Origin of the sequence: Parabacteroides sp. AD58, assembly GCF_023744375.2 — a bacterium.
Taxonomy (GTDB): Bacteria; Bacteroidota; Bacteroidia; order Bacteroidales; family Tannerellaceae; genus Parabacteroides; species Parabacteroides absconsus.
The window spans coordinates 1,641,205-1,658,112 of sequence record NZ_CP146284.1 but is presented as its reverse complement, the minus strand read 5'-3'; the positions used below and the strand labels follow the sequence as shown (position 1 = coordinate 1,658,112).

The following is a 16,908-nucleotide window of genomic DNA, read 5'->3' as shown; positions in this document are numbered from 1 at the left end:
ATACATCTTTTTGATAGGTAGACGGTAAATGTTGGAACAGGCAGATCTGTTTCAGCGAAAGAAAAGAAAACAATTTTATCAGTATGAAGAATGAACATCCTCGTATAGAGATAATGGACACTACGTTGCGCGATGGAGAGCAGACCAGTGGCGTTTCGTTTGTGCCTCATGAGAAATTAATGATCGCCCGTTTGCTGCTTGAAGAGTTAAAAGTAGATCGGGTAGAAGTCGCTTCGGCTCGCGTGTCGGAAGGTGAATTTGGAGCCGTTAAGATGATTTGCAACTGGGCTGCCCAGCGGGGGTTACTGCCAAGAGTGGAAGTATTGGGGTTTGTTGACAAGAATATATCGGTCGATTGGATCTATAATGCGGGGTGTCGGGTTATTAATTTGTTGTGTAAAGGCTCGGAAAAGCATTGCCGGTTCCAGTTGAAAAATACAGTGGAAGAGCATATTGCCAATATTACCCAGACTGTCATGTATGCTGCACAGAAAGGTTTGGATGTCAATGTATATCTTGAAGACTGGAGTAACGGAATGAAAGATTCGCCGGATTATGTGTTCCAGCTGATGGATGCCTTGACGAAATTACCGATCAAACGGTTTATGTTGCCGGATACATTGGGCATTCTGAATCCATTGCAAGTTATCGAGTATATGCGGAAGATGATGAAACGTTATCCTGACGTACATTTTGATTTTCATGCGCATAACGATTACGATTTAGCCGTGAGCAATGTGTTAGCTGCTGTGCTTAGCGGAGTAAAAGGTCTGCATACAACGATCAACGGTTTGGGCGAACGGGCCGGAAATGCTCCTTTGTCGAGTGTACAGGCCATACTGAAAGATCATTTCCATGCTATTACCAATATTGATGAAAGCCTGCTGAATGAGGTAAGTCGTGTAGTCGAATCTTATTCGGGTATTTCTATTCCGGCCAACAAACCAATCATTGGGGAGAATGTATTTACGCAGGTAGCCGGTGTACATGCCGATGGCGACAATAAGAATAATTTGTATTGCAATGATTTGTTGCCCGAGCGTTTTGGCCGCAAACGTGAATATGCATTAGGAAAGAATAGTGGTAAGGCTAATATCCGGAAGAATCTGGAGACATTGGGACTGGAACTGGATGAAGAGTCGATGCGTAAGGTAACCGACCGGATTATTGAGCTTGGCGACAAGAAAGAGGTGGTTACTCCCGAAGATTTGCCATATATTGTCAGTGATGTTTTAAAACATGACGTTGTCAGCGAAAAAGTAAAACTGAAGAGTTATATTGTCAATTTAGCCTATGGACTGAAACCGATGGCTACATTGAAAATAGAAATTAACGGCAAGGAGTACGAAGAAAGTGCCAGTGGCGACGGTCAGTATGATGCTTTTGTACGGGCTCTTCGGAAAGTTTATAAGGAAACATTAAAGCGGAAATTCCCGATGCTGACCAATTATGCGGTGAGTATTCCTCCTGGAGGACGGACGGATGCCTTTGTGCAGACCGTGATTACATGGAGTTTTGAAGGGAAAGTATTCAGAACCCGTGGTCTGGATGCCGACCAGACCGAAGCAGCCATCAAGGCTACTATCAAAATGTTGAATATGATTGAAGAATAAGAACAGGTTTAATTAAAAATATTATAGACAATGAATTTCAAAATAGCTGTATTAGCCGGTGACGGTATCGGACCAGAGATTTCCGTGCAGGGCGTGAATGTCATGACCGCTGTTTGCGAGAAGTTTGGTCATCAGGTTAGTTATAAACATGCACTTTGTGGAGCGGATGCTATTGATAAGGTGGGCGATCCGTTTCCGGAAGAAACTTATCAAGTTTGTGAAGACGCAGATGCCGTATTGTTCTCGGCTGTAGGCGATCCGAAATTCGATAATGATCCGACGGCTAAAGTACGTCCGGAACAGGGACTTTTGGCTATGCGTAAACGACTGGGCCTTTTTGCAAATATCCGTCCTGTACAGACTTTCAAATGTTTGTTACATAAGTCTCCGCTTCGTGCAGAGCTGGTAGAAGGAGCAGACTTCCTGTGTATTCGTGAATTGACAGGTGGTATGTATTTTGGAGAAAAATACCAGGATAACGATAAGGCTTATGATACCAACATGTACACTCGTCCAGAAATCGAACGAATCCTGAAGGTCGGCTTCGAATATGCCATGAAGCGTCGTAAACATCTGACTGTAGTGGATAAGGCCAATGTCTTGGCTTCCTCTCGTTTGTGGAGACAGATTGCGCAGGAGATGGCTCCGAAATATCCGGAAGTAAAGACCGATTATATGTATGTTGATAATGCAGCCATGCGAATGATACAGGAACCGACTTTCTTTGATGTCATGGTTACAGAAAATACATTTGGAGATATTCTGACAGACGAAGGTTCTTGCATCAGCGGTTCCATGGGCTTACTTCCTTCTGCTTCTACAGGAAAGAGCACTCCGGTATTTGAACCGATCCATGGTTCATGGCCGCAGGCAAAAGGTTTGAATATAGCGAACCCATTGGCTCAGATTCTTTCTGTTGCTATGTTGTTTGAATATTTCGATCTGAAGGAAGAAGGCGCCTTGATCCGTGAAGCGGTCGATGCTTCTTTGGATGCTTGTGTCCGTACGCCGGAAATTCAGGTTGAAGGTGGGGCAAAATATGGAACGAAGGAAGTCGGCAGCTGGATTGTTGACTATATCAAGAAGAAATAATTGCCGTCAATAGTTTTTTGAGTTTGTAAGTTGATGGAATCTTGTTCATACAACTTATAAACTCAAAAGCTTTTCTTTTCTTATTCGCACATGCGTAACAATTCGTTGACGATCGTCTGGTCATAACCCATTTCCTGGGCTTTCAGAAAATCATTTTTGGCAGATTCCTTTTCATATTGAGCCAGTTTGACTTTTCCTCTCAATATATATAAAGAAGCCGTTGGCTCACTCTCTACAAATATGTGGTTAATATCATTCATGGCACGCGCATTCTTGCCCATCAGAAAATAAAGGTCAGCTCTTCCTTCATATAAGATCCAGTCGCGTGGCATTTTATCAATCAGATAATTGTAGATACGCTCGCTTTCATCGTAATTACCTCTTGTCTTTTCAAGGATGGCATATCCCATACGTGCCAGAACAGACTTTTCATTAAGCTGCAGAATCTTGTCGAAGTCTCCTTCTGCCGCTGCATATTTTTTTTGTGCCAGGTAAAGCAGTCCGCGGGCATACAACGATTCCTGATGTTCCGGATCTACAATCAGCAAGGCATTATAATCATTGATCGCTTTATCTATTTCGCCGAGTTCGGTGTAAAGGGAAGCTCTATTTTCAAGTATGGTAACACTTTTCGGATGGCGGCTTAATGCGGCTGTATAAGAAACAAGTGCCTCTTGCTTTTTCCCTTGTCGGCGTTGAATAGTTCCTAAATTACAGAGTAAGGCAAAATTGGCCGGGTTGCCAGGCTCTTCACGCATGGCATTTTTAAGTGCTTCTTCAGCTGAAACCAGGTCGTTTTTATCAAAATAATCACAGCTTTTCTGAATCCATTCTTCATACGTTTGAGCAGAAAGATGTCCGAAGCCATAAGAAATAAAAAATATTGTAAGAAATATAAATCTTTTTCCCATGAAATTTGTTTACTAAATAAGCACGTGCAAAACTAAGGATTTATTTCGGCTATTTGTCCAAATATAAATTATTTATAGCTTTGCTACACTTTGTAAGATTTCATGGTCGAATGAATTGACTTATAACGGATAAAGCTAACAAATTAAAATTGTAAAACAATATGATGCTATTAGAAGTAATTGAAACGGGAAGTAAATTATCACGAGTTTTAGATTCCCTTGTTGAACAGGGCGCAGCTTTGGGTTGGACTTTAATCAAAGCGTTGCTGGTATTTATTGTAGGTCGCTTTTTAATCAGTATGATCAATAAATTAGTGCAGCGCGTTTTGTTGAAACGGAAAATTGATCCTTCAATCAAAACCTTTGTCGGAAGTTTGATACATATTATATTGATGATCCTTCTGATTATTTCGGTAGTTGGTGCATTGGGCGTACAAACGGCTTCCTTTGCTGCCTTGTTGGCTTCAGCCGGTGTTGCAATTGGTATGGCTTTGAGCGGCAATCTGTCAAATTTCGCAGGGGGATTGATTATCCTGATCTTCAAGCCTTATAAAGTAGGCGATTTTATCGAGGCACAGGGGCTTTCTGGTACAGTTCGGGAGATACAAATCTTCCATACCGTATTGACAACAACCGACAATAAGGTGATTTATATTCCGAATGGCTCGTTGAGCAGCAGTGCTGTTGTCAATTATTCCTACCAGGAGGTTCGTCGTGTTGACTGGACATTCGGTGTAGAATACGGAACAGATTATGCAAAAGTAAAAGGTGTGCTGGAAGATATACTTGCAAAAGACGAACGGATCTTGCAAGAGCCGGCTGCTCCTTTTGTTGCGATGAGTCAGTTGGCCGATAGTAGTGTGAACTACGTTGTCCGTGTTTGGGTAAAAAGTCCGGATTATTGGAATGTCTATTATGGCATTACCCGTACGGTCTATGAGCGTTTCAATGCAGAAGGTATCGGATTCCCATTTCCTCAGCTGACTATACATCAGGCTAAAGATTGAAGTCTTTTGTACAGAAAACAATTGGGTTTGTTCAGAAAACATACCGTTTAGAAAGATTCTTTTGAATCTGATTATTTTTCAAAAGGATTTGTATATCTTTGTGGTGTAGAAAAAGAAACATACTCTTATTTTTGTTTTTAAGACAAAAATAAATGATTATATCAGTCTTTTATTACACTATTATTAATATTACTGTTAGGAGGGTGTGTCGTAATACGCGATTCACCCTCTTTTCTTTATCAACGATAAGAGCGTAGTTAACTTTTTCAGGCAGCGATATTCTGAAGATAATCTCGATTATTTTGTTCCCAATAGCTTAAATGAGCGGTAATAAGGCCGTAAAGGTGTTTAATTGGCCAATTTATACCCTCTTTATTCATCTTGGTACACATCTTTTTTATATTGAAGGCGATGGCCAGGAAGGAAAAGTCCATGAGAACCTTGTCCTTTCCAAAATGACGGAAGCGCTTGTAGTTCATGTTGAATTTTATCTGTCCAAATACAGCTTCCGGTTCTATGCACCTTTGCCCTCTGTGTTTCAGCCCTTCTTCGGAACAGAGAAGTTCCCGGGCTTTCTGTTTGTATATCCAGAGTCGGTGATTCAGTTCTATCGTCCTGTTTCCTTTAGCTTTAAAACACAGACATCTTAACGGACATCCTTCGCATCTGACAGCCCTATACCTGGCATATTCGACTACATATCCGGATTCGGTTTTCGTATGCCTGGTGCCTGCCCTCTGCATCTTTTGTCCCATTGGACAGACACAGTAATCCTGTTCTTCATTGTAGAAAAAGTTTTCGGCTTTAAAAGGATTCGGTTTAAATCTTGGCCGCTGCTCCATGTGGAAATAATTGTATTTGACGTATGCTTCCATCCCGTTTTCCGACATAAAGTGGTAATTCTCTTCTGATCCGTAACCGGAATCAGCAACCACCGTATGAGCCAACTGGCCGTATCTGTCGGCAAAGGACTTCAGGAAGGGAATCATCGTCAAGGTGTCAGTCGGATTCGGGAAAAGAGAATAATCGATAATGAATTGATTTTCCGTAGCAATCTGAAGATTATATCCGGGTTTTGTCTGACCGTTGCGCATGGCATCCTCCTTCATTCTCATAAAGGTGGCCTCTTTGTCTGTCTTGGAATAAGAGTTGCGGTCCTGAAGATTGTCCAGATGGTTATTGTATTCCTGAAGCTTATCTCTATGTGCTTCCAGTTCTTTCAGCTGCCTGCGTTTCTTTCTCAGTGCAGATTTCTGCTCTTTCGTGGATGGTTCTGAAGCCTGTTCAAGGGCATTGCGTAATTCTCCTGCCATTTCTGTCAGCATGGAAGGGGAAAACTCAATTTCCTCGTTGTTTTCCGAAGCTTTTTCCTGAGCGATGACGTCATCTATTTGGCTTAACAAAACACTGATTTTCTTCATCAGTCGTTCACGGTTTCGCTCAACGCTCTTCCGCCATACAAAAGTATATTTGTTGGCCTTGGACTCAATCTTTGTTCCGTCAATATATTCCACATTCAGACTGATGAAACCTTTGGATGAAAGCAGAAGTACGGTTTGGGTAAACACTTCGTTAATTTCCTTCTTCACCCGGTTACGGAAACGGTTGATAGTAATGAAGTCCGGTTTCTCATAACCGGCTAACCATATGTAATGGATATCACGACGAAGATGCTTTTCTATTTTCCGGCAGGAGTATATATTGTTCATATAGGCATACAAGATAACCTTTAGCATCATCTTGGGATGGTAAGGACTACGGCCGTATTCTTTGTATAACTTCCTGAAACCTTCAAGATTCAGGCTTTCAACCAAAGCGTCAACCATGCGTACAGGATCGTTTTCTGCAATATCTTCATCGATTCTTTGCGGAAAAAGTACCGTTTGGTTGGGAGTGTATGGACGAAAATGTATCTTTGTCATATGTGTAAATCTTTATGCTTAAAGATACAAAATCTTTAGGTAATAACAAAGCCCCAGCTTGTGAAAGTCGGGGCTTTGTGCTAAAAAAGAAGGTGTGCTTTTTGACACACCTTCTTTATGTATTACGACAATTCGTGTGTATATCTCGTTATTTCACGATCACCTTTTGAGCGACTTCGCCTTCGATAGCGACAATCAGCAAACCACGGGATGCCGGAACTGTAAAGCGATCACTGGTTACTAAATAGTTTCCAACGATCTTACCTAAGATATCCGTCAGGACAATCTTCTTGTCTTTGGCATTCATCACAGTTACCGAATTATGACCACCTGCAACGATGACAGATACCGGCTTTTCTATTTCTTCGTTGGGTGTCGGAGCAGAAGCCTTTTCAGTAGTGAAATTCATACCAGTATTTGACATTACCAAGGTATTAGCTATCTGAGTAACGAACGAGCCGCCCTTTACATTCACATTCTCCAGCCATAAGCTGCCGTCTTCATTCTTCTTCAACGAGAAGTAAGCCGGACTGTTCTTTGAAGTCCGAATTGTATCATTTGAAGGAATAAAGCCCAGACGGTTCTTACCTTCATATTGTGCCGTATCAATAGCCGACAAATAATAACGGACGTCTGAAGTTTTATCATCAGCACCAATCATGCAAGTAGAGATCAAGTAAACAGGTTTGCCCGGAATAACCGTATCAGCCTTTTCAATCTTGAACGAGAAATTATCTGCCGTATAGCCTGCTTTCGTAATTTCCTGACCTTCGTTCTTCATCTCAGCCCACAAAGTAAGCGGATTCATCGTCAGATACTTGCCATTCGAACCAAAACGCAAATGAGAGCTTTCTACCGTTTCATATTGTGGAGCATTAACAACTTCAACATCAAAGCTAACGGCATCTTCCTTCTTATCACTCAACAACAAATTAGACTGTGTATTATAAGTAACATATTTGTTGTCCACTGTCATTTCATAAACCGTACCATCATTCGACTGTCTGAAGACCACTTTCAATGGTTCTTTCTGGAAACTTGACAGAATTAAAGATTTTGTATCTTTATCTTCTACCAGGAAGCGATTTCCTAATTGATCACTCAGACGATAAGATACCGTACACAAGGTATCGCCTAATAACTGTGCACCGGCTGTTTTCACTTCTGTTCCAGCAAGCAAACGGAATGTCGTAGCTTCATTTTCCATGTCAGCCAATAACAAAGAGTCTGAAACAGATACCGGAACGGTTCCTCCAACGGCCTTCACATTCAACTGAATGGCTTTTTCTTTTAATTCAGCCTCCGTAAAACGAAGAACACCCAGATATTTATCCTTCAAATCAACCTTTGGCTGATATTCAAATGTAAGTGTATCAGTTCTTCCGGCTACCGTATAAGCACCACTTACACCCTTAACAGCAAAGATTTCACTGTTAGCCGCATAAGTCTTACCTTTCAAACGGTCCACAATACTATACTTACCATTTTCTTCCTTTACATACCATTGTCCGTCCGGATTATAAACGGAAGGAGTTTCAGCTACGTAACCACTTCCATACAGATACTTACCGCCATCTGTCGTCTTACCGGCATTCTTCAGGAAATAAACCCCTGAGCCTTTCTCCAACGTAACTGGAGTTCCGCGGCGAGTTGTAATAAACGGAGCTGTTCCTTGTAAAGGATTCGTTTCACTAACCGTCAGTACTTTGTTATCACCCAACGTAGCATAGACGACTTGGACATCATTTCCACTATATTTATTCACTGAAGTCAATGATGGAGCTTGCTTGACAAACATGGCAACAGAATCGTTCTTCAAGTCGATCGTAAACTTAAATTTCTGGAACGCCTCATTTCCCCATGTATGCGTACCACCTCCTTTAGGCCCTCTATACGTAGAATCGGCCACAAACTTAAATCCGAAGGCATTTTTAGCTCCCGAGATCTCGGTATAAAGTGTATCAACTCCTAAATATTTAGCCTTTCCATCGTCAAAGTATTCATTCCCTTTGACCTGCAGAGACATATAAGCTTCATTCTCACCCGTTAAATCGGTAGCGACCAATTCCTTATCCTTAAAGATATCACCGGAATAATTGCCACCCATATTTAGGATAAATGTAGAAATACCATCTCCTAATTCATTTGCTTTCAGCTGATAATCCGAAACAGGAAGTTCTACCGTAAAACTGTTGTTCGTAGTTGAAGTCAAAGCCAACTTGGAATTAGAAACAGACAAAGCCAAAGTTTTGCTGTCACCATAATAACCCACAATCTTGCCATCAGTAAATGTCCATTGAGAAACACCGGATGGATCCAGGACAGTAGTGGCATTTGCTTTTGTAGAGAATGCTAAAACAGCCTTTGTAGCTTTGTTCGTAAATTGATAAACATCTCCAGCGGCAGTCGTTTCTACTTTTTTAATCTGCCACAAAGCCAAATCTATGTCTTCTTTTTTATCCCCTTTATTACTTCTAACAAGAACAGAATCTGTCCGTTCTGCATCTAATGCCAAATAAGAACCATTTGACGTTAAATAAAAGTAATTCCCTTCTTTCCATTCTGCCTTATCAACAGCTGCTACAGCTGAAAACGAAGCACCCAACAATAAGGCAGTTGATAATAAAGTAAATCTTTTCTTCATATGTTTTTAATTTGTTTTTATTCTGACTCTTTTTAATCAATAACTTAGCAAAGATAGAAAAAGTTCATGGATTTGTCCTATGCATACCCGGTTTATGCGCCAAAAGTATATTTTATTGTACAAAAACCCCCGTTTATTATACCAGATACGAATATCGAAAATAAAAGCAACGAGAATCAAAAACAAAAGTAACAGGAATCATTTCCGATTCTCTCGAATCATGATTGAGACGTTCAATCATTCCCCAAAAGGCTTCACTTTCGTCAAATAAAAAAGAAGGTGTGTCAAAAAGCACACCTTCTTTTTTAGCACAAAGCCCCGACTTTCACAAGCTGGGGCTTTGTTATTACCTAAAGATTTTGTATCTTTAAGCATAAAGATTTACACATATGACAAAGATACATTTTCGTCCATACACTCCCAACCAAACGGTACTTTTTCCGCAAAGAATCGATGAAGATATTGCAGAAAACGATCCTGTACGCATGGTTGACGCTTTGGTTGAAAGCCTGAATCTTGAAGGTTTCAGGAAGTTATACAAAGAATACGGCCGTAGTCCTTACCATCCCAAGATGATGCTAAAGGTTATCTTGTATGCCTATATGAACAATATATACTCCTGCCGGAAAATAGAAAAGCATCTTCGTCGTGATATCCATTACATATGGTTAGCCGGTTATGAGAAACCGGACTTCATTACTATCAACCGTTTCCGTAACCGGGTGAAGAAGGAAATTAACGAAGTGTTTACCCAAACCGTACTTCTGCTTTCATCCAAAGGTTTCATCAGTCTGAATGTGGAATATATTGACGGAACAAAGATTGAGTCCAAGGCCAACAAATATACTTTTGTATGGCGGAAGAGCGTTGAGCGAAACCGTGAACGACTGATGAAGAAAATCAGTGTTTTGTTAAGCCAAATAGATGACGTCATCGCTCAGGAAAAAGCTTCGGAAAACAACGAGGAAATTGAGTTTTCCCCTTCCATGCTGACAGAAATGGCAGGAGAATTACGCAATGCCCTTGAACAGGCTTCAGAACCATCCACGAAAGAGCAGAAATCTGCACTGAGAAAGAAACGCAGGCAGCTGAAAGAACTGGAAGCACATAGAGATAAGCTTCAGGAATACAATAACCATCTGGACAATCTTCAGGACCGCAACTCTTATTCCAAGACAGACAAAGAGGCCACCTTTATGAGAATGAAGGAGGATGCCATGCGCAACGGTCAGACAAAACCCGGATATAATCTTCAGATTGCTACGGAAAATCAATTCATTATCGATTATTCTCTTTTCCCGAATCCGACTGACACCTTGACGATGATTCCCTTCCTGAAGTCCTTTGCCGACAGATACGGCCAGTTGGCTCATACGGTGGTTGCTGATTCCGGTTACGGATCAGAAGAGAATTACCACTTTATGTCGGAAAACGGGATGGAAGCATACGTCAAATACAATTATTTCCACATGGAGCAGCGGCCAAGATTTAAACCGAATCCTTTTAAAGCCGAAAACTTTTTCTACAATGAAGAACAGGATTACTGTGTCTGTCCAATGGGACAAAAGATGCAGAGGGCAGGCACCAGGCATACGAAAACCGAATCCGGATATGTAGTCGAATATGCCAGGTATAGGGCTGTCAGATGCGAAGGATGTCCGTTAAGATGTCTGTGTTTTAAAGCTAAAGGAAACAGGACGATAGAACTGAATCACCGACTCTGGATATACAAACAGAAAGCCCGGGAACTTCTCTGTTCCGAAGAAGGGCTGAAACACAGAGGGCAAAGGTGCATAGAACCGGAAGCTGTATTTGGACAGATAAAATTCAACATGAACTACAAGCGCTTCCGTCATTTTGGAAAGGACAAGGTTCTCATGGACTTTTCCTTCCTGGCCATCGCCTTCAATATAAAAAAGATGTGTACCAAGATGAATAAAGAGGGTATAAATTGGCCAATTAAACACCTTTACGGCCTTATTACCGCTCATTTAAGCTATTGGGAACAAAATAATCGAGATTATCTTCAGAATATCGCTGCCTGAAAAAGTTAACTACGCTCTTATCGTTGATAAAGAAAAGAGGGTGAATCGCGTATTACGACACACCCTCTTTTTTATTTGTCTTGTTAGATCTTCTAGCTTCTGGAAAAATAAAAACGACCTTCCAGGCAGCCTGAAAGGTCGTTAACCGTATTTGAATCTGATGCCGTTCACGTGTTGAGGCGTTCAACAGTCTTAACCCCTTTGACTGTCTTCAGCTTTTTAGTCAGCTGATTTAATGCTGTTGTATCTTTGACCTGAACTGTAAAGTTACCTTGGAATAGACCGTCTACCGAATCAATATTCAAGGACCGTAAAGAGACGTTGGTCTCTTTTCCAATCACCGATGTAATATTGGTAACGATGGCAATGTCATCACGCCCAACGACACGCAAGGTAACAATATATCCGTTGTCGCCCTTACCGCTCCATTTGGCCCGGATAATCCGATAACCGAAGCGGCTGAACATTTCCTGAGCATTCGGACAATCCATTCGGTGAATCTTGATTCCCTGTGTGGATACAAATCCGAATACTTCGTCCCCATAAATCGGATTACAGCATTTGGCCAGTTTATATTCGATTCCGGTCAGGTTCTTGTCGATGACTAATACATCTTTATTCGTTGCAATTTCTTCAGCTTCGGTAGTTGTAACGAACTCTTCCGCACTTCTGGCGGCTGGATGTTCCTGCTGCTCGGTTTCTTTGCGTATTAATTCCAAGTATTCATCAATAGCCACATTCGGATCAAGATGTTCCTCTGCAATATCTACATAGAAGTCGGTAACCGTTTTATAACCTTTCTTCTTGATATAGCGCATGAGTGAAGCTTCATCCAGCTCAATCTTCCTGTTCTTGAACCGTCGTTGCAGCATTTCTTTGGCAAAATCAACCATCTTGGCCATTTCTTCCCGTAAGGCCTGTTTAATGCGTACGCGGGCTTTCGAAGTAACGACAAAGTTCAGCCAGTCTCGTTTGGGAGACTGAGTAGGAGAGGTAATGATGGAAACGGAATCACCGTTGTTCAGTTCATATTTTATAGGAACATTCTTCCCATTGACCTTTGCGGATACGCATTTGCATCCTAGCTGCGAATGAATGGCGAAGGCAAAGTCCAGAACAGTGGCCCCTTTTGCCAGTTTAATCAGTTCACCGGTGGGCGTAAAGACATAGATTTCGTCTTTATACAAATCCATCCGGAAGTCTTTCATCAGATCCAACGGATTTGAATCCTTGGCTTCCAGGGCAGCCCGCACCGTATTCGTGAATTCATCCAGTCCTTTTTCTGCTTTGACACCTTTATAACGCCAGTGTGCAGCCAGACCCTTTTCAGCGATTTCGTCCATTCGTTTGGTTCGGATCTGTACTTCTACCCATTTGTTCTCTGGTCCCATTACCGTGATGTGCAGACTTTCATATCCGTTTGATTTAGGAATGGAAATCCAGTCTTTCAATCGCTTGGGATTCGGTTGGTACATATCTGTTACGATCGAATATACCTGCCAGCAGTCTGAACGTTCCTTTTCGAGGGGCGTATCCAATACTACGCGGATCGCAAACAAATCATAGATGTTCTCAAAATCTACTTTCTGCTTTTTCAGCTTATTGTTGATCGAATGAATGGACTTGGTTCGTCCTTTGATCTCGAATTTGAATCCTGCCTGCTCGAGCTTTTCCTTTAAGGGCGCAATAAAACGGGCAATATAGGCATCGCGGGAACGTTTGGTTTCGTTCAGCTTTTGCTTGATATAATCGAACTGCTTCCGGTCGGTATATTTTAAGGACAAATCTTCCAGCTCGCTTTTTATCTTATAAAGTCCCATCCGGTGCGACAGAGGAGCATATAAATAAGCAGCTTCAGTAGCCAGCCGGATCCGGTCGTCTTCTGATAATTTCTTTCCGAGTCGCATCATACAAAGACGGTCGGCTATCATGATCAAGATAACGCGAACATCTTCTGCAAACGAGAGCAACAGATGATGGAAATTCTCTGAATTGACGGCTGTATTGCGGGCATACAAATCGGAGGTACGAAGCAGGCGTTGAATCATGAGAACAATATCATCGCCGAACAGTTCTCTTACCTTATCTATTGTAATGACACCTTTGTAAACGGGACGGTAAAGCAGAAGAGCAAGTACAGAAGTTCTTTTCAGACCGATTTCGGTAGTTGCAATCAACGCCGTATCAATATTTCTGAGCAGACCATTAATTCCGTTCTTGTCGCGTCCATAACAATCTTGGGCTACAACCTGTTTCATCAGGTTCTTCATCTTGGAAATATCGTCTTTTTCCAGGAACGAATACAGGTTACGCAGTAATAATCTGTATTTTGTGAAGAATTCTTTCTTTTCTTCCGGTGTAAAAAATGGTAGTGTCTCCATAGGCTTTATACTTTATTTTTGCCCGTTTGAGGACAAGTACGATAAAACGTGTTGTAAAAGTATCTTTTTATTTTGAAATATCTATGATATTATTGTCGGTATTTTTATACATTTGCGTACTGCAATGTGAAAAAATATTTTATTCATAAAAATAGTGTACTATGTTAAACGCAAAAGACTTGGAGCAATTATCTGAAAAAGGTATTTCACAAGAGAAAATAGAAGAACAGTTATCCTGTTTTGTGAAAGGATTTCCGTTTCTTGAAATAGAGGCTTCGGCTTCCGTAGAAAAAGGAATTAAGGTAATTCCGGCAGAATCTCAACCGGCTTATATGGCTGCTTGGGATGCTTATCTGACAAAGAACAAGCGCATTTTGAAGTTTGTTCCGGCATCAGGTGCTGCCAGTCGTATGTTCAAGAATCTGTTCGGATTTCTTTCTGCTGATTATGATGTTCCTACAACTGATTTTGAGAAGAAGTTTTTTGCCGATATCCACAAGTTCGCATTTTATAAAGCATTAAATCAGAAATGCCAGGAAAATACGGGAAAGGATATTGCAGCCTTGGTTGCCATGGGCGAGTATAAGAAAGTTGTTTTCAATTTGTTGGAAAAGATCGGACTGAATTATGGATCTTTACCTAAAGGCTTATTGTTGTTCCATACTTATCCTGATACATTCCGTACTGCAATGGAAGAACATTTGGCAGAAGGAGCCATGTATGCTAAGAACAATGCCGGTGAGGTGAATATTCATTTTACAGTTTCTCCCGAACATCAGGCCTTGTTCGAACAGTTGGTTGCCGAGAAAAAAGATTATTATGAAGACAAGTTCTCTGTCAAATATGATATTTCTTTCAGTGTGCAGAAGCCGAGTACAGACACAATTGCTGTCAATATGGATAATACGCCATTCCGGGATAAAGATGGTAAATTGTTATTCCGTCCCGGAGGTCATGGAGCCTTGATTGAAAACTTGAATGATGTAGATGCCGATGTCGTCTTTATCAAGAATATTGACAATGTTGTTCCGGATAGCTTCAAGTCGGCTACGATTATTTACAAGAAACTGATTGCCGGTGTATTGGTCAGCTTGCAGGAGAGAATATTCAAATACCTGGAATTGATAGATACAGGCAAGTATTCACACGATCAGGTAGAAGAAATGATTCATTTCTTGCAGGATGAATTGTGTGTACGTAAATCAGACATTAAGTTAATGGAAGACGCAGAGTTGATTCTTTATATTAAGAACAAGCTGAATCGTCCGTTGCGTGTTTGCGGTATGGTGAAGAACGTCGGCGAACCGGGCGGTGGTCCGTTCCTGGCAGTGAATCCGGACGGTTCTGTTTCTTTGCAGGTATTGGAAAGTTCACAGATTGACATGAATGATCCGGCTAAGAAGGCTCTGTTTGAGAAAGGTACTCACTTTAATCCGGTTGATTTGGTTTGCGCTGTCAAGAACTATAAAGGCGAGAAGTTTAATTTGCCGGATTATGTGGATAAGAATACTGGTTTTATTTCCTATAAGAGCAAGGATGGAAAAGACCTGAAGGCGCTTGAATTGCCAGGCTTGTGGAATGGTGCTATGAGCGACTGGAATACGGTATTTGTAGAAGTGCCTATTGAGACCTTCAATCCGGTGAAGACTGTAAATGATTTGCTTCGTCGTGAACATCAATCTTAATCCATAATCTGATACTTAAATTCCCAGATCAAGAAAGTCTGGTATTATAAAATACAGATCTGACAGTTGAGCAGTCATTTTATTGATGTGCCTATGCTTTCAGGTCTGCATTTTTTATCTGTCAGGCAGATGTAATTTATATGTTAAAACCTAAAAGAACTGTTTATGTTAACATTGATCATAGCTATTTTTATTATCGGGTATTTGATGATTGCCCTCGAACATCCACTGAAAATCAATAAGGCAGCTTCGGCTTTATTGACGGGTACGATTTTATGGGTCTTGTATATTATGAATGCCCCTGACTTTGAGTCTTTAGTTTCAAGTGACGGCTTTAAGTCTTTTGTTCAAGATCCACACGCTGCTGGTTTGTCATTGTTGGAGCAATGTCAGCAATACATTGTGGAGCATCAGATATTGATCAGTATTGGAGAAATATGTCAGACTTTGATATTTCTGATCGGAGCTATGATCATTGTTGAACTGGTGGATGTCCATGGTGGCTTTGAGTTCATAACCAATCGGATTACAACGCGAAAGGCCCGGTCTCTTTTGATAATGATTTCGGTTCTTACCTTCTTCATGTCTTCCGTATTGGATAATCTGACAACGTCCATTGTTATGATTATGCTGGTCCGCAAGATTATTGCCGATCAGAAAACCCGTTGGCTGTTTGGCAGTATGATTATTATTGCGGCTAACAGCGGCGGTGCCTGGTCACCGATAGGTGATGTTACGACAATCATGCTTTGGATAAAAGGAAATATTTCTACCAGTGAAACCATTCCGCATCTGATTCTTCCGAGTCTGGTTTCCATGTTTGTACCTCTTTTCTTAATGGCCCGGCAATTAAAAGGCTCTGTTGAATCCCCAATACAAGAAGGGCGTATGGAGAATAATTCTACCTGCTGTACGGACGAATTCTTCATCTTGGCCCATCGAGAGCGTTTGTATATCTTTATCTTAGGTATTCTTTGCCTGTTGTTTGTGCCTGTATTTAAAATGGTAACACATTTACCTCCGTTTATGGGTGTAATGATCGGTGTCAGTATTTTATGGTTCTTTACTGAATTTATCTATGGCAAGAAAGAAGATCTGGAAGAAGACCGGAAACTGCGGGTATCAAAGGTGGTACATCGGATTGACGGAGCAACGCTTCTATTCTTCTTGGGTATCTTGTTGGCTGTAGAAGTATTGAGATATACAGGTATTTTAGGGGCTTTTGCTTCCTGGCTGGATGATTCGGTCGGCAATGTATTTATTGTCAATATGGTAATTGGAGCTCTTTCTGCTGTAGTAGATAATGTTCCGCTGGTGGCGGGTGCGATGGGTATGTATCCGGTGATGACGGAAGAAACTGTTGCGGCCAGTGCTGATCCGATATATTGGATGAACTTTGTGCAGGATGGTACATTCTGGCAGTTTTTAGCTTATTGTGCCGGCGTCGGCGGCAGTATGCTGATTATTGGTTCAGCAGCCGGAGTTGTCGTAATGGGTTTGGAACAGATTAGTTTTGGCTGGTATCTGAAGCGGATTTCCGGATTGGCTCTTTTGGGTTATCTGGCAGGAGCCTTTGTATATATTCTTCAATGTGTTGTATTTTAGTAG

General features: G+C 41.3%; 10 protein-coding genes. 6 read left to right on the top strand and 4 right to left on the bottom strand.

Going from position 1 to position 16,908, the window contains the following annotated elements:
• Positions 1-83: 83 nt before the first annotated feature.
• Positions 84-1,613 carry an alpha-isopropylmalate synthase regulatory domain-containing protein gene (locus NEE14_RS07380; RefSeq protein ID WP_251968760.1) on the top strand — a complete coding sequence of 510 codons (1,530 nt, stop codon included), beginning with the start codon at positions 84-86 and terminating at the stop codon, positions 1,611-1,613.
• Between the two features lie 30 nt (positions 1,614-1,643).
• The gene (gene leuB, locus NEE14_RS07375) at positions 1,644-2,705 is read left to right on the top strand and encodes a 3-isopropylmalate dehydrogenase (protein ID WP_251968761.1); all 1,062 of its coding nucleotides are present in this window, start codon (positions 1,644-1,646) and stop codon (positions 2,703-2,705) included.
• An 80-nt stretch (positions 2,706-2,785) separates the two neighbouring features.
• Here the strand turns inward: leuB and NEE14_RS07370 are convergent, their stop codons facing one another.
• Positions 2,786-3,616, bottom strand: coding sequence for a tetratricopeptide repeat protein (locus tag NEE14_RS07370; RefSeq protein ID WP_251968762.1), 831 nt, complete (start codon positions 3,614-3,616; stop codon positions 2,786-2,788).
• Between the two features lie 161 nt (positions 3,617-3,777).
• Between NEE14_RS07370 and NEE14_RS07365 the strand changes: the two genes are divergently transcribed.
• Positions 3,778-4,623, top strand: coding sequence for a mechanosensitive ion channel family protein (locus NEE14_RS07365; RefSeq protein ID WP_251968763.1), 846 nt, complete (start codon positions 3,778-3,780; stop codon positions 4,621-4,623).
• 266 nt (positions 4,624-4,889) lie between these two features.
• On the opposite strand, the gene NEE14_RS07360 is transcribed toward NEE14_RS07365, so the two are convergent.
• Complete coding sequence (locus tag NEE14_RS07360) at positions 4,890-6,545, bottom strand: IS1182 family transposase (protein WP_338578715.1); 1,656 nt, start codon at positions 6,543-6,545, stop codon at positions 4,890-4,892.
• A 148-nt stretch (positions 6,546-6,693) separates the two neighbouring features.
• On the bottom strand, positions 6,694-9,189 hold the full coding sequence (locus NEE14_RS07355) for a DUF6383 domain-containing protein (RefSeq protein WP_251968783.1): 2,496 nt from the start codon (positions 9,187-9,189) through the stop codon (positions 6,694-6,696).
• Between the two features lie 389 nt (positions 9,190-9,578).
• On the opposite strand from NEE14_RS07355, the gene NEE14_RS07350 reads away from it, so the two are divergent.
• Positions 9,579-11,234, top strand: coding sequence for an IS1182 family transposase (locus tag NEE14_RS07350; protein WP_338578715.1), 1,656 nt, complete (start codon positions 9,579-9,581; stop codon positions 11,232-11,234).
• Positions 11,235-11,401: 167 nt separating this feature from the next.
• Here NEE14_RS07350 and NEE14_RS07345 read toward each other — a convergent pair whose 3' ends face one another.
• The gene (locus NEE14_RS07345; RefSeq protein ID WP_251968010.1) at positions 11,402-13,615 is read right to left on the bottom strand and encodes a RelA/SpoT family protein; all 2,214 of its coding nucleotides are present in this window, start codon (positions 13,613-13,615) and stop codon (positions 11,402-11,404) included.
• 161 nt (positions 13,616-13,776) lie between these two features.
• On the opposite strand from NEE14_RS07345, the gene NEE14_RS07340 reads away from it, so the two are divergent.
• Both NEE14_RS07340 and nhaD read left to right on the top strand, forming a co-directional pair.
• A complete protein-coding gene (locus NEE14_RS07340; protein WP_251968009.1) occupies positions 13,777-15,300 on the top strand; it encodes a DUF4301 family protein in 1,524 nt (507 codons plus the stop codon).
• Between the two features lie 165 nt (positions 15,301-15,465).
• Complete coding sequence (gene nhaD / locus NEE14_RS07335) at positions 15,466-16,905, top strand: sodium:proton antiporter NhaD (protein WP_251968008.1); 1,440 nt, start codon at positions 15,466-15,468, stop codon at positions 16,903-16,905.
• Positions 16,906-16,908: the final 3 nt, after the last annotated feature.

Bases quoted from the DNA above. Each gene is read 5' to 3' on its own strand.
- leuB (WP_251968761.1), top strand. From the start codon at position 1,644: ATGAATTTCAAAATAGCTGTATTAGCCGGTGACGGTATCGGACCAGAG.
- NEE14_RS07370 (WP_251968762.1), bottom strand. From the start codon at position 3,616: ATGGGAAAAAGATTTATATTTCTTACAATATTTTTTATTTCTTATGGC.
- NEE14_RS07355 (WP_251968783.1), bottom strand. From the start codon at position 9,189: ATGAAGAAAAGATTTACTTTATTATCAACTGCCTTATTGTTGGGTGCT.
- NEE14_RS07360 (WP_338578715.1), bottom strand. From the start codon at position 6,545: ATGACAAAGATACATTTTCGTCCATACACTCCCAACCAAACGGTACTT.
- NEE14_RS07340 (WP_251968009.1), top strand. From the start codon at position 13,777: ATGTTAAACGCAAAAGACTTGGAGCAATTATCTGAAAAAGGTATTTCA.
- NEE14_RS07380 (WP_251968760.1), top strand. From the start codon at position 84: ATGAAGAATGAACATCCTCGTATAGAGATAATGGACACTACGTTGCGC.
- nhaD (WP_251968008.1), top strand. From the start codon at position 15,466: ATGTTAACATTGATCATAGCTATTTTTATTATCGGGTATTTGATGATT.
- NEE14_RS07345 (WP_251968010.1), bottom strand. From the start codon at position 13,615: ATGGAGACACTACCATTTTTTACACCGGAAGAAAAGAAAGAATTCTTC.
- NEE14_RS07350 (WP_338578715.1), top strand. From the start codon at position 9,579: ATGACAAAGATACATTTTCGTCCATACACTCCCAACCAAACGGTACTT.
- NEE14_RS07365 (WP_251968763.1), top strand. From the start codon at position 3,778: ATGATGCTATTAGAAGTAATTGAAACGGGAAGTAAATTATCACGAGTT.